This is a genomic window from Roseospira marina (assembly GCF_014197855.1).
GTDB classification, from domain to species: domain Bacteria; phylum Pseudomonadota; class Alphaproteobacteria; order Rhodospirillales; family Rhodospirillaceae; genus Rhodospira; species Rhodospira marina.
On the sequence record NZ_JACIGJ010000003.1, the window covers coordinates 243,722 to 267,223 of the forward strand.

Below are 23,502 nucleotides of genomic sequence, written 5' to 3' on the forward strand. Positions count from 1 at the left end.
GGCCCCCCAGCGCGCCACAAACTCCACCCGTGTTGGCCCTTCTCGACACGGGAGACCCCAGAATGACCGAGGATCGTTCGCGCGGATCCAGCCGCCGCGCCCTGCTGCGCGGGCTGCCGGTGGCCCTGGTCGGCCTGCTTGCCGCCATCGCCCGGCCGGGCGGCGCGCCCGCCTACGCCAAGACCACCGCGCCCACAGCACCCTATGACCCGCTCACGCAAGTGTGGCGCTGCACCTACAACGAGTGCGAGCCGTACTTTTATCACCCGGAGAAGGGCGACCCGGAAAACATCGTCGGATCGCACCCCATTCCGCCCGGCACCGCGTTCGAGGACCTGCCCGACAGTTGGCTGTGCCCGGTCTGCGGCGCGCCGAAACGCTGGTTCATCAAGGAGGGCTGATCCCGCACACCACGGCACCGCGCCGCGCGGCACGACGGAGGCGTTGGAACGGACGAAGCCGTTCCAACGCGGCCACAGCTTACGCACTCAGATCGAACGTGGCGCCGTGATCCTGGCAGTCGGCGCTGGCCAGCCGCAGGAACGCCTCACCGTGGGATTCGGGGGTCGGCAGGGTCTCCGGTTTCTCACCCGGATAGGCCGCCTGCCGCATCTTGGTACGGGTCCGGCCCGGGTTGACCAGATTGACCTTCACGTTGGTCTTGTGCAACTCGTCCGCCCAGACCTTGACCATCATTTCAAGCGCCGCCTTCGACACGGCATAGGCGCCCCAATACGCCCGCGCCTGATGCCCGACGGACGAGGTGACGAACACCGCGCGGCCGGCCTCCGACTGGCGCAGCAGCGGATCCAGCGCGCGGATCAGCCGCCAGTTGGCCGTGACGTTGGCGTTCATGACCTGCTCGAACATCTCCGGCGGCAGATCGCCCATCGGCCCCAGCCGGCCCAGAAGTCCAGCGTTGCCCACCAGGACATCCAGCCGCCCGAAGCGCTTCGCCAGGGCATACGCCATCTGGTCGATCTTCTCGAAATCGCACAGATCCTCGGCCACCAGCATCAGTGGCCCCGCACCGGCCGCCCGGACCTCGTCGTCCAATTCCTCCAGCGCCGCCTGGGTGCGCGCCACGGCGACCACGTGAGCCCCCTCCAGCGCGAACAACCGGGCGACGGCCCGGCCGATTCCGCGCGACGCGCCGGTGACCACGGCCACGCGCCCCGCCATGCGGCCCGTTGCGGGAGAGGGAGACATCGGAGCGGACGAGTCGGACGAAGTCATCGGTCAATCCTGTCAGGCGTGAACGGAGGCCGCCACGATACCGTGGCGGGAGGCCCGGTTTACGCCGCGCCACCTTGGCCTGTCCAGACCCGAAACCCGTGCATGCCGTCCGCTGGGAGCCCGGTCCGCCGCAGTCGCCCGGTCAGGATTGACCGCCGGCGTCCCCCACCGACGTCGGCACCATCGACGGCGACGGCCGCGACGGAGCGCCGTCCTCCTTCGCCTTGCGGCGCGCGCGCTCCGCCTTGGCGCGTTTCAGGTTGCGCCGGTCCAGCCAGAGCAGGAAGAACGCTCCCCCCGCCCACATGAACACCTCCATGATGACGATCGCCGCGCCGTCTCCCATGGTCGCCGGCCCTCCCTTACGAACTCGATACATGTCACGGGATGTCGGAGCCTGTTGGGACACGTTCAAGGGGCGGAACACCGTTGCCGCCCCGCAACACCCGACGGTTGTCGCCGCCTCCGCCCGGACGGCTCTGCTACACTGGCGTGTCGTATCGGCCGCCCCTACCGGGACAGGAGTACCACCATGTGGAGACCCCAGTGCCTCCGGGCCAAGCTCACTGCGTTGGCCTGGGTTGTCTTCGCCGGCATCCTGGCCGGGTTGCTCTACGTCGCCTTTCTGGCGAGCGCCGAACTCCTGCCGCTCACCTGGCAACTGCTCCGCAATGGCGTTTTGAACGGCGCCACCATCACCGGCATGATCGGCGTGTTCGAGATCTTCGTGTGGGCGGGACCTATAGCCGCCCCGCTCCGTCGTCGCTCGTTTCCCGTCCGTTTGCTGGTCAAGACGACCGTATACACTTGCCTCGTCCTGGCCATCCTGATCGCCTACAACGTGTGGCTTCTGCCCTCGGCCGAGACCACGTCCGCGGCCCGGCGTTACGTGATGACCGGTCTGGCCCAGGACACGGCGTTCTCGCTCCTGATCGTCCTGTTGATTCAGTTCGTGATGCAGATGCGGCGCCTGATCGGCGGGCGAGTGCTCGCGAACATCGTCCTCGGGCGCTATGCCCGGCCGCGTCGCGAGCACCGTGCGTTCCTGTTCGTCGATCTGGTGGATTCGACGGCCATTGCCCGACGGCTGGGCGACGTGGAGACGCACGCCCTGATCAGCCGGGTGTTCTTCGACCTCGATACGGTGATCACCGCGCATGGAGGCGAGGTCCATCGCTACGTCGGCGATGAAGTGGTGGTGACGTGGCCCCTTGATGCCGCCCTTCGGGACGGCCGCTGCCTGCGCTGCGCGGTGGCGATCCGCGAGCGGTTGGCGCGGCGGGCGTCGGCCTACCGCCGCCGCTTCGGCGTCGAACCGGCGATCCGCGCGGGGTTGAACGGCGGCCCGGTGGTGGCCGGGGAATGCGGCGACGCCCGCGTCGAGATCGTCTACTTCGGAGACACCATCAACACCGCCGCCCGGCTGCAGCAGGCGACGAGGGCGATGCGGCACTGGCTGCTGGTCCCGACGGCTCTGATCGACCGCATGCCCGCAATCCCCGGCTGGTCCCGGACGGAGGTCGGCACGGTCACGTTGCGCGGGCGGGATGACCCAATCGCACTGTGCACGCTCACCCCGGGGGCGCCCCCAGCCGAACAGCCCCGCGCGGTAGACCGGCGCCGCGCCGCGTAACGCGCCACGGCGAACGAGGGGCTTCGACGGGGACCGTCCCGATCGGCTCTACACGTTGAGCAGGAGGTACTCCCGCTCCCAGCTCGAAATGACGTGCTGATAAGCATCCCACTCCGCCCACTTCACGCTGGTCAGGACGCGGGTGAAGTCCTCGCCCAGCACCTCCTGGAGCGAGCGGGCGCGGGTGAACCGCTCAATGGCGTCCGGCATGTGGCGCGGCAGGGCATGGGCGCGGGAATAGGCGCTGCCCTTGATCGGGCGGCTTGGCTCCTGCTGTTCCATCATGCCCAGATAGCCGCAGGCCAGCGACGCCGCGATGGCCAGATAGGGGTTGGCGTCGGCGCCGGACAGCCGGTTCTCCACCCGGCGGCTGCCCGCGTCGGAGAACGGCACCCGAAGCGAGACGGTGCGGTTGTCGTAGCCCCAGTGCATGTTGATCGGCGCGCCCCAGTCCGGCACCAACCGACGGTAGCTGTTCACGTTCGGGGCCAGCAGCAGCATGGCCTCGGGCAAATGGCGCTGAAGGCCGGCGATATGCCAGCGGAACAGGTTGCTGTCCGCGCCATCCGCCTCCGCGAACAGGTTGCGCCCGTCCGGCCCGCCGGTGACGGACTGGTGAAGGTGCATCGCCGAGCCGGGCTGGCCCTCCAGCGGCTTGGCCATGAAGGTGGCGTAGACCTTGTGCGTCAGGGCCGCCTGACGCACCGTGCGCTTGAACAGGAACACCTGATCGGCCAGCGACAGCGGATCGCCGTGGTTGAAGTTGATCTCCATCTGCGCCGCGCCGGCTTCGTGGTGCAGCGTGTCCACGTCCAGGCCCTGGGCCTCGCAGAAGTCGTAGATATCCTCGAACAGCGGATCGAACTCGTTGACCGCGTCGATGCCGTAGGCCTGGCTGCCCGTCTCCGCCCGGCCCGACCGGCCCATCGGCGGTTCGAGCGGATAGTCCGGGTCGTCGTTCATCTTGACCAGGAAGAACTCCAGCTCGGGCGCCACGATGGGGTGCCACCCCTGTTTGGCATACAACGCCAGCACGCGCTTGAGCACATGGCGCGGGGCCGCCTCGACTGGCTCGCCCGAGCGGTAGACGCAGTCCGTGATGACCTGCGCCGTCGGCTCGTCGTACCACGGCACCATGCGGACCGACGTGGGGTCCGACACCAGAAAGATGTCGCGATCCTCGATATCGACCGGGTCGTCTTCCGGATAGCCCCCGGTCACGGTCTGGATGAACACCGATTCCGGCAACCGCAGGCCCCGGTCCCGGAGGCTGGTCAGGAACTTGTGCGCCGGCAGGATCTTACCGCGCGGGATCCCGGTCAGGTCAGGCAACATGCATTCGACCTCGGTGATTCCGCGCGTTCGGACCCAGCGCTCCAGGGCGGCGATGTCGCCCGGCCCCGGACGATCGTCCTCCGCCGGCGCCTCGGCGGCGACGGGAACCCCGCTGGGTGCCTCGGTCGCGTTGGATAGGAGCGTGGGGTCGGTCTCGATGGGCGAGGGCGTGGAGGTCACGGGGGCGGTCTTTCTGACTGGGACACGGGACGTAGGCCGTGCGTGACTCTACTCCCGCCCTCCGGCGAGGCAAAGGCCAGGGTGCGGCGGCGGCGTATGGCGCGTTCTCCCCGTGCTGCGCAGCCCCCTCCGACCAGACCATCCGCGATTGCGTAGCCGCGCGCCGCAGCCGGGCGGTACACTTCCCCTGTGCGAGAACTCCGACCCGGGCGCCGGGTCCGCAACCCCGGTGGGGGATGGCGGGGCGCCCTTGCCAAGGGAAGACCGCTTCGGCACGATCCATCGTGGCCGCCACCATGCCGGGATGCGTCCCGTTCAGAGCGGACCGCCCAGCGCCGTTACGCACCAGAAGGGACCTTTCGATGGCTCTCAAGGATATCCTCGTTCATCTCGACAGTTCCCAGCATTGCCGGGCCCGGGTCGAGGCCGCCGCGAGCCTCGCAACTCGGCATGGGGCGCGGCTGACCGGTCTGTTCGTGCGAACCACCCCCCATGTGCCCCAGTTCGTGATGTCCCAACTGGGCCCGGAGGTCACCCGCGCGCAGCGGCGCTATGCCGAGGAGGCATCGGCCAAGGCCAAGGCGACATTCGAGGCGGTCCTGGGCGGGTTCGAGATCGCGTCGGAGTACCGCGACCCCGAGGGCGAGTTGCTGGACACGCTGGTGCTGCACGCCCGCTATGCCGACCTCGTGATCCTGGGCCAATACGACCGCCGCGACGACAACATGGCCGACGAACGCGAGGCGGCCGATCAGGTCATCATGGATTCCGGCCGGCCCGTGCTGGTCATTCCCTACGCCGGGCAGCACCCCCGGATCGGCGACAAGGTCCTGGTGGCCTGGAACGCCAGCCGCGAGGCGACGCGCGCCATCAGCGATGCGCTGCCGATCCTGCAAACGGCGCGGGAGGTCGATGTCCTGGCCATCAACCCGCACCACAACGGCGTCAACGGCCACGGGGACATTCCCGGCGCGGATATCTGCGGCCACTTGGCCCGGCATGGCGTCAAGGCCGTGGCCGAACACGTCGTTGCGCACGATGTCGATGTCGGCAACCTGCTGCTGTCCCGCGCCAGTGACTCCGGCGCCGACCTGATCGTCATGGGCGCCTATGGCCGCTCCCGCCTGCGGGAACTGGTGCTGGGCGGCGCCACTTGGCACATCCTGCATCACATGACCGTGCCCATCCTGATGGGGCACTGAGCCGGCGGCCCCGGGGCGACGGCAGCAGTCGCCGCCCCGGCCGCGTCCGCCTGAGACGCGGGCGTCAGGAGGCCGGCGCGTTGAAGTTGGCCGACTGCGTCGTGACCTCACCGGTCGCCCTGTTCTCGATCCGGAAGGTGAACGGGGTGGCCTCGCCCTCCAAAGCGTCGGGCGGCGCCGACAGATAGACGCGGAAGCTGCCCACGCTGTCGCCGGTCACCGGCAGGGTCGCCGTGGTCGGCTGGCCGGGATCGGTGTCGTAGCCGATGATGTTCATCTGCGCGTCGGGCAGCCCTTCGGCGGTCACCACGAAGGGCGTATCGATGCGCTCCATGTTCAGGATCTTGACCGTATAGCCGTTGCGGATAGAGCCGTCCGAAAGCTGCACATAGAGCGGGCTCCGCTCCGCCTGGATGTTCACCTCCAGCCGCGACCGCGTCATCAGCGCCGTGGCCATGACCGCGACCGCCACCGTCAGGGCGGCGGTGTAGATCAGCGTGCGCGGCCGCAGCCAGCGCACCACCACGGACTGCCCCTTGGCGCGTTGGGCCTGGTTCTTCACGGAATCGAACCGCACCAGCCCGGTCGGCAGATTGAACCGCTCCATGATGCTGTCGCAGGCGTCGGCGCACAAACCGCAGCCGATGCAGGCGAGCTGCGTGCCCTTACGGATGTCCACGCCGGTCGGGCAGACCTGGACGCATAGGGTGCAGTCGACGCAATGGCCGCGCTGGCTGAAATCCTCGGTCTTGCGCGCCTTGCCGCGCGGCTCGCCCCGCCACCGCTCGTAGGTCACGATCAGCGACTCGTCGTCCATCATGGCGGACTGGAAGCGCGCGTAGGGGCACATGTAAATGCACACCTGTTCCCGCGCATAGCCCGCCAGCAGGAAGCAGAACCCGCCCACCACGGCGATGGTGCCGTAGGGCGCCAGACCCGTCTGAAGCGTCAGGATATCGACCAGCAGCGTCGGCGCGTTGCCGAAGTACAGCGTGAACCCCAGGCCGACGAGAGCCGCGACCCCCAGCCACGCGGCGTTCTTAGCCACCTTGCGGCGCAGTTTGGTGGCGGTCAGACGGCCCCGGTCCAAACGCTGGCGGGCGCTGCGGTCGCCCTCGATGGCACGCTCGATCGCCACGAAAATGTCGGTAAACACGGTTTGGAAGCAGGCAAACCCGCACCAGACCCGCCCCAGCAGCGCGGTGACGAAGAACAGCGAGATGGCCGCCAGCACCAGGATGCCGGTCAGGTAGTAGACCTCCTGCGGCCAGATCTCGATGGCGAAGAAGTAGGCCTTGCGCCCCGGCATGTCGATCAGGATCGCCTGATCCGGCGCCCCGGCGCCCCGATCCCAGCGCAGCCAGGGCCCGATGAAAAAGATGGACAGCAGAACCCAATTCATCGCCGTCTTGATGCGGCGGAACCGGCCCTCGCTCTTGCGCGGGTACACTTTCTCGTAACTGTCGTACAGGGAGGCTTTCTCCGGCTTGGGACGTCCTCCGCCCGCGCCGCCCCGGCCCTTTGCGCTCGCGTCCGCGTCGCTCGCGGCCGCCACGGCCACTCCGTCCGTTGCCGTCATCCTTGCCTGCCTTCCCTAATCGCGTCATCCGACGCCATGCAGCGCGAGCCGGGGGATGAGGAGCCCTCCCCGCGACCGACCACCGCCGAAGCCATAGCGTTCCGCCGCAGCTGTTCGCGCTCCCTTTGGTACGCCCGCGCCTCATTTCTGCACATTGATGTCGATCAAGGCGCGGGCCTGGGTCCGGACCCGATACTGGTTGGCTCGACGGATCCTCTAGCCCACGATCGCGCCGCGCCCGTCCATCCTATACCCACGGTCTATCACACCGACGGGATATGATGATCCCCTGGCGAAACGCAAAGGGCCTGGGACGCCGCACGTCCGACCTGCTCAAGCCGGCGGATCGGGAATCACACGCACGGTGACATGGTTCCCATGCGCGGCCTCGGCCCGCGCCGCGAGCGCCGCGACCGCCGACGGCGGCACGGTCGGGTCGAGCACGAGGTCCAGCTGCCATCCAGCCGGCGCGGTCCAATCCGCCAGCAGCGCCAACACGGTTCCCACGGCCACGCCACCGTCCACGGTCAAATGGATGGTCGGGGCCGGCCGGCCCGGCATGGTCTCGGCCCATCCCTCCGCGAACGCAGCGGCAAGCGCCCCCGGCCAGCCCGGCCCCCATTGGTCCAACGCGCCGGGCGGCCCGGCCACGCGCAGCGGCGCGCCGTCCGGCGCCCCCCCCTGGGCGACTCCAATCAGGTCCGACGGGGTGCCGACCTCCGCGATCCGGCCCGCAATCGGGGCACAGGAGTCGCCTTCGGACACTGGTGTCGCCATTGACGCGTCTCCGTTCCGTGCCTATTCTCGTACGAACATCCAACATGGCAAAGTAGCGCCATGAAATCGAAAAGAAATTCGCGGCGGGACCAACACCGAATCTCCCCTCCGACCCGGGATGGGATGGGGGGGTGCGGTCCCGGCCCGCGCGCAGCACGAGGAACACCCAGCCGTGCCCCCGGTTGACGCCGCGCTCGAAACACTGGGCCAAAGCCTGGATCGTCTGGAACGGGCCATGTCCGAACGCGAGGCCCGCCGGGTGCGGGACGACGCAGACCTGGACCGCCGCGACGAAGAACTGAACGCCATGCGCGATGAGTACCAGGCGTTGCGCGGCGAGTACGAGCAGCTTCGCACCGTCGTCCGGCAGGTAGACGGCCGCCTGGACGGCACCGTTGCGCGCCTCCGCGCCTTGCTCAAGGGATAGCCCGCCGATGCCCCAGGTCACGATTACGGTGAACGGTCGCGACTACCGGATCGCCTGCGGTCCCGGCGAAGAGTCGCATGTCAGCACGCTGGCCGCTCAGATCGACGTCAAAACCCGCGAGTTGACCGCCCGCGTCGGCCACGTCAGCGAGGGCATGGCACTCGTCATGCTGGGCCTGACTCTGGCCGACGAACTGACCGACCTGCGGCGCGAAGTCGAAGTCCTGCGCGATCAGCGGGGGGCGCTGGACGAAGTCGAGGAGGCCGCCCAGGAAGCGGCGCAGGACCGCGCCCGAGAGCACGCCCTGGCCGAGGAACAAGCCGCTGCCGCCATCGTCGCCATGGCGTCGCGCATCGAAGCCCTTGCCGACCGCCTGGACCAGGCCTAGGTTTGGGGGTGCGGGGCTGCCCGGTGCGTCAGGCACGCACACTCCCGGGGGCTATACGTCTGTGAAAGGGAGCTGTCCCTGTCGGGATCCTGGTCTCGGCACACGGCGCCCACGTTGTTGCCGCGGCCCATGTGGAGGTCGCACCGCCAACGGCCAGGGTGGCTCCGCACCCCTTTCCGAAGGATCCGCGGCTCGATCCGCCGATCACTTCGCGCACATCTGACGTCGCGCTGCCCATCGTGCGGCCGGCCCGCTCGGAGGCCGCGTGTCCGACGCTTCCATTCCTGCCCCAACCGTCCCGACGCCGCCGGTCTCGCCACCGGACGCCATTGCCGTCCGCAAGGCCGAGGCCCGCGCGAAGGGACTCACACGCCGCCGCGCCATTCCCCCCGAGGACGCACGGAAGGCGGCCGAAGCCGCATGCGCCGTTGTGCTGCGCGACGCGCCCCCGCCGCCCGGCGCCATCGTGGCCGGCTACTGGCCCATGCGGGGGGAGTTGGACCCGGGGCCGCTGCTGGCGATCCTGGCGGAACGCGGCCATCCCGTGGCCCTGCCCGTCACCCCACCGGCCGACGCACCGCCGTGCCTGCGCTTCCGGCGCTGGGACGGCAATCCGGCCAGTCTGGCGCCCGGCCCGTTCAAGACCCGTCACCCCCCGGAGGGAGCACCGGACGTCCAGCCCGACTGGATGCTGGTTCCGCTGCTCGGATTCGACCGGCGTGGCCAACGGCTGGGCTATGGCGGCGGGTTCTATGACCGCTACCTCGCGGCCCGGGGTCCGGCCCTCACCGCCCTCGGCTTCGCCTTTGCCGTCCAGGAGATCCCCCTGGCCGACGGGGGCGTGCCCTGCGAACCCCACGACCGCCCGCTGACCGCCCTCGTGACGGACGCGGGGATCATCCGTCCGGAGAGGCTCTGATGCGCCTGCTGTACCTGGGAGATATCGTCGGCCGCACCGGCCGCGACGCCGTGATCGACACCCTACCCGGCCTGCGCCGCGATCTGGCGCTCGACGTGGTGGTCGCCTGCGGCGAGAACGCGGCCCATGGCTTCGGCCTGTCGCCGAAGATCTGTGACGAACTGTTCGAGGGCGGCGTGGACGTCGTCACCCTGGGCAACCACAGCTGGGATCAGCGCGACATCATCCCCTATATCGCGCGGGAACCCCGCCTGCTCCGGCCCGCCAATTACCCGCCCGGCACGCCCGGACAAGGCGCCATCGTGATGACCGACGCACGCGGCCGCCGTCTGCTGGTCGTACAGGTCATGGGCCGCCTGTACATGGACCCGCTGGACGACCCGTTTGCCGCCGCCCGCCGCGAAATCGAGGCGAATCCCCTGGCCGGCCCGCCCGGACGCGGCGTCAGCGCCATCCTGGTGGACGTGCACGCCGAGGCGACCAGCGAAAAAATGGCCCTCGGCCATTATCTGGACGGCCGCGTCTCGGCGGTGGTCGGCGGCCACACCCATGTCCCGACGGCGGACGCCCAGATCCTGCCGGGCGGCACCGCGTACCAGACGGACGCCGGCATGTGCGGCGACTACGACTCGGTCATCGGCATGGTCAAGGAGCCGGCGGTCGAACGCTTTGCCCGCAAGATGCCGACCGAGCGGCTCAGCCCCGCCGGCGGCCCCGCCACCGTCTGCGGCATCGTCATCGAAACGGACGACGCCACCGGCCGGGCCATCACCATTGCACCGGTGCGCCTCGGCGGGCGGCTGGCCGCAACCATGCCGGCCGCGCCGGCACCTGCGGCCAGCGGTATTTGACTCCGCCGGTCGGGCTTCGTACGTTGTGCAATGCAACAGTATCATGGGTCCCATCAACCGAGGGGACTCGACGGCACGTCGTGCTTGACGAGCGGCGATCGTCAGGCGAGACATCGTTGGTCGCGGCGACCATCGGCCCAAACGGCCGGGTTCGGCGTCGCGGTCCGGTACCGGCGCGTGTTCGCGCGCCCCTGGACACCACTTGGGAGAAGTCCGCGAGGGGACTGCCCGCCCGGCCCTGGCCGCCCTGACGGCCGGACCTCGGCCCCGGTTCCGGCTCCTCGCGCGCAATAAGGACAGGGAGTGCCATGAAGGTCCTGGTCGCGGTCAAGCGCGTGGTTGACTACAATGTCAAGATCCGCGTGAAGGCGGACAAGACGGGCGTCGAAACGGCCAACGTCAAAATGTCCATGAATCCGTTCGATGAAATCGCCGTCGAGGAAGCGGTGCGCCTGAAAGAGGCCGGCACCGTCACCGAAATCATCGCCGTCTCCATCGGCCCCCAGCAATGCCAGGAAACGATCCGCACCGCCCTTGCGATGGGCGCGGATCGAGGCATCCTGGTCAAGACCGACGACGAGGTGCAGCCGCTGGGCATCGCCAAGGTCTTCAAGGCCCTGGTCGAGAAGGAAGCCCCCGACCTTGTGCTGATGGGCAAGCAGGCCATCGACGACGACAGCAACCAGACCGGCCAGATGCTCGCCGGGCTGCTCGGCTGGCCGCAGGCGACGTTCCTGTCGAAGGTGGCCCTTGGTGACGGCGCCGCCACCATGACCCGGGAGGTCGATGGCGGCCTGGAGACCATCGAGGTCAAGATGCCCTGCGTCGGCACGGTGGACCTACGCCTGAACACGCCCCGCTACGCCTCGCTGCCGAACATCATGAAGGCGAAGAAGAAGCCCATCGAGACCCTGGAGCTGGACAGCCTGGGCGTCGATACGGCTCCCCGCCTGACCACGGTCTCCGTCGACGAGCCGCCGGCGCGTCAGGCCGGCGTCGTCGTTCCCGACGTCGCCACCCTGGTGGACAAGCTGCGCAACGAAGCGAAGGTGATCTGACCCATGACCATTCTCGTCATCGCGGACCACGACAACACCAGCGTCCGTCAGGGCACCCTGGCCACCATGACCGCCGCCGCCGCCATCGGGGGCGATGTGACCATGCTGGTCGCCGGCGAGGGCTGCGCCGCCGCCGCCGAGGACGCCGCCAAGATCGCCGACGTCTCCAAGGTGCTGTGCTGTGACTCCCCGCTGTACGCCCACCATCTGGCGGAATCGTTCGCGGCCCTGATCGTCGGGCTGGCCAAGGACTACACCCACGTCCTGGCGCCCGCCGTCACCATGGGCAAGAACACCCTGCCGCGCGTCGCCGCGCTGCTGGACGTCGCCATGCTGTCCGACATCTCGGGCGTGGTGGACGCCGACACCTTCATCCGGCCGATCTACGCCGGCAACGCCATGGCCACGGTCAAAAGCGGCGATGCCGTCAAGATCATCACCGTGCGCGGCGCCTCGTTCGACAAGGTCGCCCACGGCGACGGCACGGCGCCGGTCGAGACCCTGGCCCCGGGCGAGGATCCCGGCCTGTCCAGCTTCGTCGGCCAGGAGCTGAGCAAGTCCGAACGCCCCGAGCTGACCAGCGCGCGCGTCGTCATCTCCGGTGGGCGCGGCATGGGCTCGGCGGACAACTTCCACCACATCGAGAAGCTGGCCGACCAGCTCAGCGGCGCGGTCGGCGCCAGCCGCGCGGCGGTCGACGCGGGCTATGCGCCCAACGACTTCCAGGTCGGCCAGACCGGCAAGATCGTCGCCCCCGAGCTGTACGTGGCCGTCGGCATCTCCGGCGCCATCCAGCATCTGGCCGGCATGAAGGACTCCAAGGTCATCGTCGCGATCAACAAGGACGAGGAAGCCCCGATCTTCCAGGTCGCGGACTATGGCCTTGTGGCCGACCTCTTCGAGGCGGTGCCCGCGCTGGAGGCGGAACTGGCGAAGTAAGACCCGTCGGCACGGGCTGTTTCCCACGCGGGCGGGCGGCACCGGTCACGGGCCGTCCGCCCCGCCCAGACAAGGACCACGGCATGATCAGCAAGATCGGCGTCATCGGCGCCGGCCAGATGGGCACCGGCATCAGTCACGTGTGCGCGCTCGCCGGTTTCGATGTCCGGCTTACGGATGTGAGTCAGGACGCCCTCGACAAGGGCATGGCTGTGATCGACCACAACATGTCCCGTCAGGTCACGCGTGAGCGGATCACCGAGGCGGACAAGGACGCCGGCCTGGCTCGGATTGTCCCGTCGACCGGTATGGAGCACTTCGGCGACTGTGACCTTGTCGTGGAGGCCGCGACCGAGGACGAAAAGGTCAAGCGCCAGATCCTGGTCGACCTGTGCCCACACCTGACGCCCGAGTGCATCGTGGCGTCCAACACCTCGTCGATCTCCATCACCCGTCTGGGCGCGGCCACCGACCGTCCGGGCAAGTTCATCGGCATGCACTTCATGAACCCGGTGCCGCTGATGAAGCTGGTGGAGCTGATCCGTGGCATCGCGACCAACGAGGACACCTATCAGGCCGTCCGGGCCGTGGTGGACACGCTGGAAAAGACGTCGGTTCCGGCCGAGGACTTCCCCGCGTTCATCGTCAACCGCATCCTGATGCCGATGATCAACGAAGCCGTCTACACCCTGTACGAGGGCGTCGGCGGGGTCGAGGCCATCGACACGGCCATGCGGCTGGGCGCCAACCACCCGATGGGACCGCTGGAACTGGCGGACTTCGTCGGGCTCGACACCGTGCTGGCCATCATGCAGGTGCTGTACGAGGGCTTGGCGGATTCGAAGTACCGCCCCTGCCCGCTGCTGGTGAAGTACGTCGAGGCCGGCTGGCTGGGCCGCAAGACCAATCGCGGCTTCTACGACTACACCAACGATCCCCCGATCCCGACGCGGTAAGCCCGCGGGCCGACGGGCGCGGACGTCCGACCTAACACCGCGAAAAGGCGGGTCCGGTGCAGGACCGATCCGTCTTCTACCGTTTTCGGACGATCAGGACCTCCCCTGCTGGGTCCGTGCTGGGTCAGCATCCGGATCGGGTTGAAGGGCCAGCCGCCCCCTCCCCTGGACAGGGGAGGGAGGGGGTGGGGTTGAGGCAGACGCGGCGACGGTCTCAGCCCCCCTCCCGGCCTCCCCCCGACGGAGGGAGGAGAGGGGTGACAGGCTTCGGCCCCTCGACAGGGTCCACCCGCATGCCTACATGCGAAACATTCCATGGAGACCGCGCGAGGACACCGTCATGGCCCCGACGACGACCGAACCTGACACGCTGACCGCTCCGCCGCCGCCCTCCGCGGGCGGTCTGACCATCACGGAGGCCTGCGCGGCCCGCGTCAAAACGCTGATCGCCGCCGAGGGCGATCCGGATCTGATGCTGCGCGTCATCGTGGACGGCGGCGGCTGCTCCGGGTTCCAGTACCGCTTCGACCTGGACAAGACGACGGCGGAGGACGATCGCCTGTTCGCCGCCCACGACGTGCGCGTGGTGATCGACGAGGCGTCTTTGGAGCTTCTCGACGGCTCGGTCATCGACTACGTCGAGGACCTGATGGGCGCCGCCTTCGCCATCCGCAATCCGAACGCCACCGCGACCTGCGGCTGCGGCACATCGTTCTCGGTGTGATCCGGCGGGATCGCGCATGGAACCGGAGCCGATACCGCGACGCGCGGCGCTCGGCTGGCTCGCCTTAACCATGGCCGCCGTCGTCTCCGAGCCTACCGCGGCCGCGTCGACCATCCCGACCAGCGACCGCGCGTCCGCCGCCATGGCCCGCGTGGAATCCGGCCTGCGCGCCGATGTGGAGGCCGCCGGGCTGCGCTGGGGCGCGCCCGTGTTCCTCCGCGTCTTCAAGCGGGAGCGGCGGCTGGAGGCGTGGCTTGAGACGACCCCGGGCGGCCCCTTCACCCTGTTCCGGTCCTGGCCGGTCTGCGCCCGGTCCGGCGACCTGGGCCCCAAGACGGCCGAAGGCGATGGGCAGGCGCCGGAGGGCTTCTATTTCGTGCCGCCCGGCCGGATGAATCCGCACAGCCGGTTCCACCTGTCGTTCAACCTCGGCTACCCGAATGCCTATGAGCGGGCGCGCGGCTGGACCGGCAGCGCCCTGATGGTGCATGGGGATTGCGCGTCGGTGGGCTGCTACGCCATGGGCAAGCGCCTGCTGCCCGTGGGCGCCGACCACAACGACCCGATCAATGAAATCTGGACCCTGATGGTGGCGGCGTTCGCGGCCGGACAGCCCTTCGTCCGGGTGCACGCCCTGCCCTTCGCCCTGACGCCGGACGCTCTGGCGGCGGACGCGGATCATCCCTGGGCCGCGTTCTGGGCCAATCTGGCGGAGGGGTATCGGTGGTTCGAGGACACGGCCCGGCCGCCGGACGTCACGGTCCGGGAGGGCCGCTATCGGTTCGGTCCGGGATGAGAGGCGCGGGTTACGGGGTCTTCAGCATCCGCGCCGTCAGGCTATCGAGGGCCGTCACCAGCCCGGACAGGCCGTCGCGGGCCCCGATGGACGCCCATTCGGAGCGGCGCAACGCGACTTCGCTGATCGAGCCCTTCAACAGGACATCGACCACGGCGGGCCCGTCGTCCCCCTCCGCGACCACGTAGTCGATCGGCACATTCTCCACGTCGGGCCGGTCGATATGGGTCCGGACCAGAGTCGTCCCGGCCGGCCCCGGCGCGGTGCCGTCGATGACGAACCGCTCGCCACTGAACCCATCGAACCGGTCCGCGTGCACCGCCACGGAATAGTCCCCGAAAGCGCGCGCCATGGCCGCGCGTTCCGCCTCTGCCGCATCACGCCAGGCGCGGCCGGCAGCGGCACGCGCCATGCGGCTGAAATCGAACGTGGCCCGCACGGGGTCGTCCAGCGCCTCGGCCCGGCCCTGGATGCCGAGCGCCTCCGCGCGCTGCATCACATCCAGCAGGGCCGCTTGATAGGTCTCGATCAGCGCCACGGCGGCGGAATCGGCCGGGGCCTGCGCCCAGACCGGACCTCGAGGCAACACGGCGACGAGCGCGGCCGCGCCCGCCAGGGCCAACAGACGGCGCCGGGACACGGATGGCAAGGAATGGGACAGTTGGGGCATGCACGCGAGCTCCGGAACACACGACCGTCAAACGGGGCGAGGCGACCGGCACAGTGTTGTTCACCGTCATGGCGGATTTGCGGCGCCCCACCGCGTGTAAGGTCTCGCGGTGTCAGGTATCAGGTGAAGGCGTTGAACGCCACCAGGGTGAAGGTGTCCTTCACGCCGGCCACGGTCTGCACCTTCTCGGTGACGAAGCGGCCGACGTCGAGATCCCGGGGCAGGTAGAACTTCGCCAGCAGGTCGTACTGGCCGGAGATGCTGTCCACCTCGGACACCTCCTCCAGGCCATCCACCAGGGCGGCGGCCACCTTATAGGACTGACCCAGTTCACATTTCATCAGCACGAAGATTTTCTGCATGGTTCCGTCTCACGGTGGAGGACACAACCGGGACACCCCGGCGGGCCGAAATCGTGGGCGGGCGACGCAGGCCCGTCAAGCCCCGGCATGCCGCGCGTGTCACGACAGGCCGGCGCCGCTCAACACGCCCCTTCGCCGCATTGCGCCCGGTGGCGCAGGCGATGATCGGCGAGCACACAGGCCAGCATGGCCTCGGCCACCGGTACGGCGCGGATGCCCACGCAAGGATCGTGCCGCCCCTTGGTCACGATGTCCGTGGCGTGGCCCTCGCGGTCGACCGTGCGGCGCGGGTTCAGAATGGAACTGGTGGGCTTGACCGCCATGCGCGCGACCACGGTCTGTCCGGTCGAGATGCCGCCCAGTATGCCGCCGGCATGGTTGTCGGTGAACACGGGCCGGCCGTCCGGGCCGGGCATCATTTCATCCGCGTTGTCCTCGCCACTGAGGGCTGCGGCGGCGAAGCCCGCGCCGATCTCGACCCCCTTGACCGCGTTGATGCTCATCAAGGCGGAACAGATGTCCTGATCGAGCTTGCCATACAGGGGCGCGCCCCAGCCGGGCGGGACACCCTCGGCCTCCACCTGCACCACCGCACCGACCGAGCTGCCAGCCTTGCGGACCCCGTCCATGAGATCGCCCCAACGCTCAGCGGTCGCTGCGTCCGGGCAGAAGAAGGGGTTGCGGCCGACCTCGTCCCAGTCCCAGTCCTTCCGGGGCACGGTCAGACGGTCGGCCCCCACCTGCACCAGGGCGGCGCGCACGATCACCGAGGGTCCCAGAACGACCCGGGCAATGCCGCCCGCCGCCACCCGGCACGCGGTTTCACGCGCCGAGGACCGACCGCCGCCGCGATAGTCCCGCAGACCGTACTTGGCCTCATAGGTGTAATCGGCGTGGCCGGGCCGGTACTTGGCCGCAATCTCGGAGTAGTCCTTGCTGCGCTGGTCGGTGTTCTCGATCAGCACGGCAATGGGCGTTCCGGTGGTCCGACCCTCGAACACACCGGATAGGATCCGCGCCTGATCGGCCTCCCGCCGCTGGGTGGTGTGGCGCGACTGGCCCGGCCGCCGCCGGTCCAGATCACGTTGCAGATCGGCCTCCGCCAACGGCAGGCCGGGGGGCGTGCCATCGACGACGCAGCCGATGGCGGGTCCATGGCTCTCCCCGAACGTCGTCACGCGGAACAGGTGGCCAAAGCTGTTGTGCGACATCCGGTGGACCCCCGTGCCCGACTCAGTTCGTACTCTCTCAGTCCGTGCTCTTGGGCTTGAACCCGCCCAGCAGGTCGATGATCTGCGGAGCCGAATCCGGCGCGACCATGCCGACGGTGTGATAACCGCTGTCCACATGGTGGACCTCGCCCGTCACGCCCGAGCCCAGATCGGACAACAGATAGACGGCGGAGTTGCCCACTTCGTCCGTGGAAACGTTCCGGCGCAGTGGTGCGTTGTATTCATTCCACTTCAGAATGAAGCGGAAGTCCCCGATGCCGGAGGCCGCCAGGGTACGAATCGGCCCGGCCGACACGGCGTTGACGCGGATGCCCTCCGGCCCGAGGTCGTTGGCCAGATAGCGCACACTGGCCTCCAATGCGGCCTTGGCGACGCCCATCACGTTGTAGTGCGGCATGACCTGCTCGGCGCCGTAATAGGTCATGGTCAGAAGACTGCCGCCTTCCTTCATCAGAGGCCGGGCGCGGCGGCACACATCGGTGAAGGAGAAGCACGAGATCATCATGGTCTGCTGGAAGTTGTCCGGCGTCGTATCCAGGTACAACCCCTTCAACTGATCCTTGTCGGAATAGGCGATGGCATGCACCACGAAATCCAGACCGCCCCACTGCTGCCCGAGAGCCTCGAAGGCCGCGTCCATGCTGTCGGAATCGGTGACGTCACAGTTGATAAGGGTCGTCACACCCAGGCTATCGGCCAGCGGCTTGACCCGCTTCAGCAGGGCGTCGCCCTGGTAGGTGAAGGCCAGTTCCGCGCCGTGCGCGGCGCAGGCCTTGGCAATCCCCCAGGCAATCGACCTGTCGTTGGCAACGCCCATGACGAGACCGCGTTTCCCGGCCAGGATAGGGGTGGTAGCCGTCATGCTCTTCCTCTTTTTTCGTCTGCTTGTGCTGAGGCGCGTGCCCATGAAATCCCAGCGGACCGCACCGTGTGCCCGGACCCGGCCGGTCGGACGGCCGACCCGGCGCAGGTCCCTCGGACACCGGCACGCGAATACGGGTACGGAAAGTATGGAAACGTCCCGGGGGGCCGTACACTAGAGCAGAATCCCATGCAAGGAAATCGCTTCGTGCGCCACCCCGTGCCAAGGGAGCAACCATGACCACCGCAACCGCAAACCCCCGTGACACCGACCGTGACACCGACACCGATGCGGCCCCGGCGAACCACGATGCGGCCCCGGCATCCCCTGCGGACAGCGGTTCGACCGCCCCTGCGCCCTCGCGCACGGAGTCCCTGGAGCTGCTGGCGCGGCTGATCCTGAACCGGGTCAACGAGACGCAGACGGTGCGGATGGCGGCCTCGCTGAGCTACACGTCCCTGCTGGCAATGGTGCCCATGCTGGCCATCGGGCTGGCGATGCTGGCGGCCTTTCCGGTGTTCGAGGAGGTGCGCGGGACGATCATGACCAGCCTGTTCGAGGTGCTGTTTCCCTACGCCGACGCCACCGTGCGCAGCAAAGTGCAGGAGTTCGTGCAGGCGGCCGGCGGGCTGACCGCGTTCGGCGTGGTCGGCATCGGGGTGACGGCGGTCATGCTGCTGGTCACCATCGAAACGGCCCTGAACGGCATTTTCGGCGTGCGGTCCACCCGCTCCCTGATCGGCCGATTCCTGATGTACTGGGCCGTAGTGACCCTGGGGCCGATGCTGCTGGGGGCCAGCTTCTCCCTGTCCGGCTATCTCTACGCCCTTCAGGACATGACGACCGGCGGGCCGATGCTGCTGACCGGCCTGGGCGGCCTGATCGCCCGGCTGGTGCCCTGGGTGCTGACGGCGGCGGCCTTCACGCTGCTGTACCTGATCGTCCCGCACCGCCCCATTCATATGCGGGACGCCCTGGCCGGCGGGCTGGTCGCGGCGGCCCTGGTCGCGGCGCTGCGCTTCGGCTTTTTGATCTATGTGACCAACGCCGAGGCGTATCGCACCCTGTACGGGACCCTCGCCGTGATCCCGGTGTTCCTGGTGTGGATGTATCTGTCCTGGCTGGTGGTGCTGGCGGGTGCGGTGTTCACGGCCGTGCTGCCGGCGTGGCGCATGCGCCGCCTGGAAGGCCCCGACCCGCGCCGCCAGGACCTGAATGCGGCGCTGCGGGTGCTGTCCGGCCTGCAAAACGAGGCCACGCGGCCCGACGGATCGGCCGGCGCGACGCGCCAGCAGTTGCTGCGGGACACGGAACTGCCCGAGGAACGCCTGCGCCGCATCCTGAGCGAACTGGCCGAGGCCGGGATCATCGCCCGGTCGGAGGGCGGGCGCTGGCTGTTGGCGCGGGACCTCGACGCGGTGACCCTGGACGATCTGCTCGGGCGCCTGAGCCTGCGCATGCCGGACACCGGTCCCCTATCTGGTGGCCCCCTGTCCGGCGCTCCCTGGGCCGACACCATCGGCGCCTGCCTGCGCCGGGCGCGCACGGCGGAGCGCGAGGCTCTGTCCTTGCCGCTCAAGCCTTTGTTGGCGGGCGAAGCGCCCCCGACCCCATGAGGACGAGGACACCATGACCGCATCCGCGCCGCCCGCCCGCCTCGATCCCGGCCCGACCGTTCCCCGCCCCCGCCCCGGCCCGGCCGCCCTGGTCTACAGCGGCCACGCCGGCACGGTCGAGGCGATCCCGATCGCCTTCGCCGAGGCGCTGAAGGCCCGGGGAGTGCGGGTCGGCGGGCTTGCGCAACGCACCCAACGCCATCCGGAGACCGGGCGGAAGGTGGGCATGACCCTGCTCGACCTTGCCACCGGCCGACCGCACGACATTATGCAGGCGTTGGGCCGCGATTCCACGGCGTGTTCCCTCGATACGCAGGGGCTGGCCGGGGCCGCGCCCGTGCTGCGCGCCGCCCTCGACGCGGGGGTTGACCTGCTGGTGGCCTCCAAGTTCTCCCACCTGGAGGCGGAGGGCGGCGGCCTCGCCCACGACATGCTGGCGGCGATGGCGGAGGGCGTTCCGGTGCTGACCCTGGTGCCGGAAGCCCACGCCGTGGACTGGCTGCGGTTCACCCATCCGGTCGGTCGCCTGTTGCCGCCCTCGCTGGACGCATGCTGGCGCTGGTGGGGACCGCACGGCCTGTACGACGACCTCCAGGCGTTGGTGCCGCCGGACGCGGTGGTGCAGCGCGTCGTGATCGGCCTGAACTGGACCCTGGTCGAGGGGCCGGAGGGCGTCGGCCTCGCCCAGACGCCCACGCGCGACGGCGCCGGCTGTCGCCCGCCCCCGGCGGCGGGCACCCTGAACGGGCGTCCCCTGGCCGAGTTGGCACGGCTGGCGGGCTCGCTGGATCCAATGGCGCGCGGTCTGGGTGCGGCGGCGCTGAACACGGCCCTGAATCGGTTCGATCACCCCGGAGACTCCGCGAACGGGCTCGATCTGTTCGCGGAGGCCGCCGTCCACGCCAACGCCCCCGTAATGGTGGGCGCGTTCCCGGGTGTGCGCGAGCGCGTACCCGCCCTGCGCCTGATCGAGCGCACCCCGGGTCCGGATCGCTATCCCGAGCACGCCGCCAGCGCCCTGATCCCCGACGCCGAGGCGGTGTTGCTGACCGCCTCGACCTTCGCCAACGGATCCCTGCCCGGCCTGCTCGCCCTCACACGGCCGGGCGCCGAGGTCGTGCTGGTCGGCCCCGGCACGCCGCTCTCCCCCCTGTTGTTCGACCACGGCATCACGACGCTGGCGGGGTTCGTGGCCGAAGACCCGGACGGGCTGGCGCGCGCGGTGGCGGAAGGGGCCGGCGCGCGCACGCTGCGCCGCTATGGCCGCGACGTGGTGATACGGACCGGCGATGGAGCGGACGAGCCCGTTTAAGCGCCGAATGACCTTTGGCAGCCGATGCGTGACGGTTGTTGACATCTTAACATGCGGGAACACTGTTCATGACAGACCAAGAAAAAAAGAACTGGAACATAAAGCTCGAGATAACAAAGGGATCCAACGGACTTCTAAACAAGCTCATCGCCATAGCGATACCGCCCGCATTGACGATATCGGCCTATTTAAGCGTTACATCCGATGAATACTGGCTCGGTATAGCCCTTATTTTTGGCCTTACGTCGCTTGGACTGGGATTGACACTGTGCTTTCTAACGCTTGCCAAACTATCAAGCGACGTCAGCCGTGCTCGGCATACCGGAACGACGGGGTTCGCGCTTCTGGTCCCGCCCGCTCTGACAGCGTGTGCCTATATCATCGCCACTGGCGACGCATATTGGTCCGCCGTGGCTTTGATCGTGTGCGCCGGGATTGTCGGGCTTGCGCTGGCCTTATGCTTGTTGATCGCCACTAGGATCAAGGAAACGCGGTAGACAGGGCTGTCCCTCAGAGCGGACTTTGGACTGGCCGACCCGGCCGCCACCACCCGCCGCGCGCCGAAGGGGCTGGACGACATCAACGCGCCACCAGCGGCACCAGGCCGTCGGCGCGGAAGGCCTCGTGGGCGGCCTCGCTGTACAGCGCGTGCACGAACCGCCGCGCGGGGGCGTCGACCGGCGTGCCGGCCCGCACCGCCACCTGATACAGCACGGGCGTTGAGGTGCCGGGCGGGAACGCGCCCACGACCCGAACCCGGGTGTCGTGCCGCGCCGCGTTGGCCAGGGCGACGCCCAGCGCGGCCTCGTCGTGGGCCACCCAGTCCAGCACCGTGCTCGGTCCCGGCGCCAACACCACCCGCCGGGACACACCCTCACCCCACCCCAGGGCGCGGAGGGCATCCAGGCTGGTCTCGCCGATGCTGTTCGCCGCCGGATCCACGAGAGCCAGCGGCGCGTCCCGGTCCACCCAGGCGGTCAGATCCATTCCGCGCCTCACGGCGTCCGGCGCGGCGCGTCCCGGGGCCGCCACCAGCGCCAGGCCGTTGGTCAGCAGGTCGGTCGGCGGCTCCACCTGCCCGGCGTCCACCAGCCGCGCCATGTTGCCGGCCCCGGCGACGATGATGACGTCGTGCACCAGCGAGCCCGTGCGGCCGGCCGCGCCGGAGGCCTCCCCGAACGCCACCATCAGTGACAGCCCGGCCGTCTTTTGGACCGTGGGCAGCAGCGATTGCAGCACGGGTTTCAGGGAGGGATCGGCGAACACCGTCGTGCCGGCGGTCTGGGCGCGACCGGACGACGGCGCGAGCGCCAGGGCGGTCGCCGCGGCCGCACCGGTCAGCGCCGCGCGCCGGGAGACGAAAGCAGGAGTGGCCATAAGAAACCTCCACACCGGACAAAACGACAGAGCAATAACGGTGCCGAGGCGATGTGGCAGGCTTAGGGCGGTGGCGAGAGTCAGCCCACGAGGCTGCGGGTCAGAAGCCAGGCGTTGGCCGGGTTCTCCCCGATCCGCCGCACCGAGTAGGGCCACCAGTCGCGCCCGAACGGCACGTACAGGCGGACCCGTTCCCCCTCCGCCACCAGCGCCCGGGCGAGCGGTTCCCGCACCCCCAGCAGCATCTCGAACTCGTAGGAACCCGGCGGCCAGCCGCCGGCCCGCGCCCGCTCCCGCGTGTAGGCCGTCAGGCGGGCGTCGTGTGTGGCGACAATGGGATAAAAGCCGGCCGCCCGCGCCTCCGCCGAAAACATGCGGTCGATCAGACGGCGGGAGTTGGCCTTGATGTCCGCGCGGCGGGTGTAGGCAATGGCCGGCGTACCGACGAACGCGCCCTTGACCAGCCGAACCGCGCCGCCCCGGCGGATCTGGGCGTCCAGGTCGGCCTCGGTGCGCTTCAGGTAGGCTTGCAGGGTCAGCGCCACCGGCAGGCCCCGATCCGCGAGACCGTCGTGCAGGGCGATGGTGGCATCGACCACCGAGGGATCCTCCATGTCCAGCATCAGGACATGCAGGCCGTCCGGCGGCGCGTCGGCCGCTCCGTCCCGGAGAGTCTCGGCAATGGTGTCCAAGTGGCGCGCGGCAAGAGCGGGGTCGAGCAGGTGGCCCACCTGGGTCATGTCCACCGACACATGAACGTCGAGCCCGGTGCCGCGCAGCGCCTGGATGACCGCCTGCTTGGCCGCGACGTTCTCGTCGACCAACGCCGGCTGATCGACGTATTCGCCCAGGTAGAACAGCGAGGATCGCAAGCCCTGGTCCCGGAACAAGGCTTGGGCGCGCGCCACGGCGTCGGTCGCGTCGCCGCTGGCGACGAACCGGTCGCGTAAGCCCGCCGTGATGCGCGCCGTCTGCATGAAGTGGGTCACCCGGGGTGAGCGGGCCAGGGCGATCATCGCAGACTGCCAGAGGCGAGCGAACATGGGCGTGTCGATCCTGCTGTTTTGAAGG

At 69.1% G+C, this 23,502-nt stretch carries 26 protein-coding genes and 1 other RNA gene; 16 read left to right on the plus strand and 11 right to left on the minus strand.

Going from position 1 to position 23,502, the window contains the following annotated elements; translation table 11 throughout:
- The first annotated feature begins 62 nt into the window (after positions 1 to 62).
- On the plus strand, positions 63 to 401 hold the full coding sequence (locus GGD82_RS05495; RefSeq protein ID WP_150062396.1) for a rubredoxin: 339 nt from the start codon (positions 63 to 65) through the stop codon (positions 399 to 401).
- Positions 402 to 480: 79 nt separating this feature from the next.
- Here the strand turns inward: GGD82_RS05495 and GGD82_RS05500 are convergent, their stop codons facing one another.
- Together GGD82_RS05500 and GGD82_RS05505 are read right to left on the minus strand one after the other, a co-directional pair.
- Positions 481 to 1,236, minus strand: a complete 756-nt coding sequence (locus GGD82_RS05500; protein WP_246163880.1) for an SDR family NAD(P)-dependent oxidoreductase — start codon at positions 1,234 to 1,236, stop codon at positions 481 to 483.
- A gap of 142 nt (positions 1,237 to 1,378) precedes the next feature.
- A complete protein-coding gene (locus GGD82_RS05505; protein ID WP_150062395.1) occupies positions 1,379 to 1,582 on the minus strand; it encodes a hypothetical protein in 204 nt (67 codons plus the stop codon).
- 186 nt (positions 1,583 to 1,768) lie between these two features.
- Here GGD82_RS05505 and GGD82_RS05510 point away from each other — a divergent pair, with 186 nt between their 5' ends.
- Complete coding sequence (locus GGD82_RS05510; protein WP_150062394.1) at positions 1,769 to 2,869, plus strand: adenylate/guanylate cyclase domain-containing protein; 1,101 nt, start codon at positions 1,769 to 1,771, stop codon at positions 2,867 to 2,869.
- A 48-nt stretch (positions 2,870 to 2,917) separates the two neighbouring features.
- Here GGD82_RS05510 and GGD82_RS05515 read toward each other — a convergent pair whose 3' ends face one another.
- On the minus strand, positions 2,918 to 4,204 hold the full coding sequence (locus tag GGD82_RS05515; RefSeq protein WP_150062415.1) for a glutamine synthetase family protein: 1,287 nt from the start codon (positions 4,202 to 4,204) through the stop codon (positions 2,918 to 2,920).
- A gap of 542 nt (positions 4,205 to 4,746) precedes the next feature.
- Between GGD82_RS05515 and GGD82_RS05520 the strand changes: the two genes are divergently transcribed.
- Entirely contained in the window at positions 4,747 to 5,586 is an 840-nt protein-coding gene (locus GGD82_RS05520; protein ID WP_150062393.1) for a universal stress protein, read from the plus strand.
- Positions 5,587 to 5,650: 64 nt separating this feature from the next.
- Here GGD82_RS05520 and ccoG read toward each other — a convergent pair whose 3' ends face one another.
- Together ccoG and GGD82_RS05530 are read right to left on the minus strand one after the other, a co-directional pair.
- Positions 5,651 to 7,165 (minus strand): cytochrome c oxidase accessory protein CcoG, encoded by a 1,515-nt coding sequence (gene ccoG / locus GGD82_RS05525; protein ID WP_150062392.1) that lies wholly within the window; start codon positions 7,163 to 7,165, stop codon positions 5,651 to 5,653.
- A 333-nt stretch (positions 7,166 to 7,498) separates the two neighbouring features.
- Positions 7,499 to 7,942, minus strand: a complete 444-nt coding sequence (locus GGD82_RS05530) for a hypothetical protein (protein WP_150062391.1) — start codon at positions 7,940 to 7,942, stop codon at positions 7,499 to 7,501.
- A gap of 172 nt (positions 7,943 to 8,114) precedes the next feature.
- On the opposite strand from GGD82_RS05530, the gene GGD82_RS05535 reads away from it, so the two are divergent.
- From GGD82_RS05535 to GGD82_RS05575, 10 genes are all read left to right on the plus strand, one after another.
- Positions 8,115 to 8,369: a hypothetical protein gene (locus tag GGD82_RS05535; protein ID WP_150062390.1), complete on the plus strand. Its 255-nt coding sequence runs from the start codon at positions 8,115 to 8,117 to the stop codon at positions 8,367 to 8,369.
- Between the two features lie 7 nt (positions 8,370 to 8,376).
- The gene (locus GGD82_RS05540; RefSeq protein ID WP_150062389.1) at positions 8,377 to 8,757 is read left to right on the plus strand and encodes a cell division protein ZapA; all 381 of its coding nucleotides are present in this window, start codon (positions 8,377 to 8,379) and stop codon (positions 8,755 to 8,757) included.
- A gap of 10 nt (positions 8,758 to 8,767) precedes the next feature.
- Positions 8,768 to 8,926, plus strand: a non-coding RNA gene (gene ssrS / locus GGD82_RS21685) — 6S RNA.
- Between the two features lie 96 nt (positions 8,927 to 9,022).
- Entirely contained in the window at positions 9,023 to 9,676 is a 654-nt protein-coding gene (locus tag GGD82_RS05545) for a 5-formyltetrahydrofolate cyclo-ligase (protein WP_246163878.1), read from the plus strand.
- The gene (locus tag GGD82_RS05550; RefSeq protein WP_150062388.1) at positions 9,676 to 10,527 is read left to right on the plus strand and encodes a TIGR00282 family metallophosphoesterase; all 852 of its coding nucleotides are present in this window, start codon (positions 9,676 to 9,678) and stop codon (positions 10,525 to 10,527) included. The genes GGD82_RS05545 and GGD82_RS05550 overlap by 1 nt, the downstream gene beginning before the upstream one ends.
- Positions 10,528 to 10,835: 308 nt before the next feature.
- Positions 10,836 to 11,585 (plus strand): electron transfer flavoprotein subunit beta/FixA family protein, encoded by a 750-nt coding sequence (locus GGD82_RS05555; protein ID WP_150062387.1) that lies wholly within the window; start codon positions 10,836 to 10,838, stop codon positions 11,583 to 11,585.
- Positions 11,586 to 11,588: 3 nt separating this feature from the next.
- Positions 11,589 to 12,524 (plus strand): electron transfer flavoprotein subunit alpha/FixB family protein, encoded by a 936-nt coding sequence (locus GGD82_RS05560; RefSeq protein WP_150062386.1) that lies wholly within the window; start codon positions 11,589 to 11,591, stop codon positions 12,522 to 12,524.
- An 83-nt stretch (positions 12,525 to 12,607) separates the two neighbouring features.
- Positions 12,608 to 13,480: a 3-hydroxybutyryl-CoA dehydrogenase gene (locus tag GGD82_RS05565; RefSeq protein ID WP_150062385.1), complete on the plus strand. Its 873-nt coding sequence runs from the start codon at positions 12,608 to 12,610 to the stop codon at positions 13,478 to 13,480.
- Between the two features lie 340 nt (positions 13,481 to 13,820).
- Entirely contained in the window at positions 13,821 to 14,204 is a 384-nt protein-coding gene (erpA, locus tag GGD82_RS05570) for an iron-sulfur cluster insertion protein ErpA (protein WP_150062384.1), read from the plus strand.
- Positions 14,205 to 14,220: 16 nt separating this feature from the next.
- Positions 14,221 to 15,000: a L,D-transpeptidase family protein gene (locus tag GGD82_RS05575; protein ID WP_211364764.1), complete on the plus strand. Its 780-nt coding sequence runs from the start codon at positions 14,221 to 14,223 to the stop codon at positions 14,998 to 15,000.
- A gap of 10 nt (positions 15,001 to 15,010) precedes the next feature.
- Here the strand turns inward: GGD82_RS05575 and GGD82_RS05580 are convergent, their stop codons facing one another.
- The 4 genes from GGD82_RS05580 to fabI all read right to left on the minus strand — a co-directional run bounded on the left by GGD82_RS05580 (position 15,011) and on the right by fabI (position 18,126).
- Entirely contained in the window at positions 15,011 to 15,670 is a 660-nt protein-coding gene (locus GGD82_RS05580; protein ID WP_150062383.1) for an ABC transporter substrate-binding protein, read from the minus strand.
- Between the two features lie 119 nt (positions 15,671 to 15,789).
- A complete protein-coding gene (locus tag GGD82_RS05585) occupies positions 15,790 to 16,032 on the minus strand; it encodes an Lrp/AsnC ligand binding domain-containing protein (protein ID WP_150062382.1) in 243 nt (80 codons plus the stop codon).
- A 119-nt stretch (positions 16,033 to 16,151) separates the two neighbouring features.
- Complete coding sequence (aroC, locus tag GGD82_RS05590; protein ID WP_150062381.1) at positions 16,152 to 17,243, minus strand: chorismate synthase; 1,092 nt, start codon at positions 17,241 to 17,243, stop codon at positions 16,152 to 16,154.
- 37 nt (positions 17,244 to 17,280) lie between these two features.
- On the minus strand, positions 17,281 to 18,126 hold the full coding sequence (gene fabI / locus GGD82_RS05595) for an enoyl-ACP reductase FabI (RefSeq protein WP_150062380.1): 846 nt from the start codon (positions 18,124 to 18,126) through the stop codon (positions 17,281 to 17,283).
- A 236-nt stretch (positions 18,127 to 18,362) separates the two neighbouring features.
- Between fabI and GGD82_RS05600 the strand changes: the two genes are divergently transcribed.
- The 3 genes from GGD82_RS05600 (at position 18,363) to GGD82_RS05610 (ending at position 21,551) form a co-directional block, all read left to right on the plus strand.
- Entirely contained in the window at positions 18,363 to 19,742 is a 1,380-nt protein-coding gene (locus GGD82_RS05600; protein ID WP_150062379.1) for a YihY family inner membrane protein, read from the plus strand.
- Positions 19,743 to 19,755: 13 nt separating this feature from the next.
- Positions 19,756 to 21,054: a DUF2478 domain-containing protein gene (locus GGD82_RS05605; protein ID WP_150062378.1), complete on the plus strand. Its 1,299-nt coding sequence runs from the start codon at positions 19,756 to 19,758 to the stop codon at positions 21,052 to 21,054.
- A 68-nt stretch (positions 21,055 to 21,122) separates the two neighbouring features.
- Positions 21,123 to 21,551, plus strand: coding sequence for a hypothetical protein (locus tag GGD82_RS05610; protein ID WP_150062377.1), 429 nt, complete (start codon positions 21,123 to 21,125; stop codon positions 21,549 to 21,551).
- 82 nt (positions 21,552 to 21,633) lie between these two features.
- Here GGD82_RS05610 and GGD82_RS05615 read toward each other — a convergent pair whose 3' ends face one another.
- Both GGD82_RS05615 and GGD82_RS05620 read right to left on the minus strand, forming a co-directional pair.
- Positions 21,634 to 22,431: a substrate-binding domain-containing protein gene (locus GGD82_RS05615; RefSeq protein ID WP_150062376.1), complete on the minus strand. Its 798-nt coding sequence runs from the start codon at positions 22,429 to 22,431 to the stop codon at positions 21,634 to 21,636.
- 80 nt (positions 22,432 to 22,511) lie between these two features.
- Positions 22,512 to 23,474: a proline dehydrogenase family protein gene (locus GGD82_RS05620; protein ID WP_150062375.1), complete on the minus strand. Its 963-nt coding sequence runs from the start codon at positions 23,472 to 23,474 to the stop codon at positions 22,512 to 22,514.
- Positions 23,475 to 23,502 lie beyond the last annotated feature (28 nt).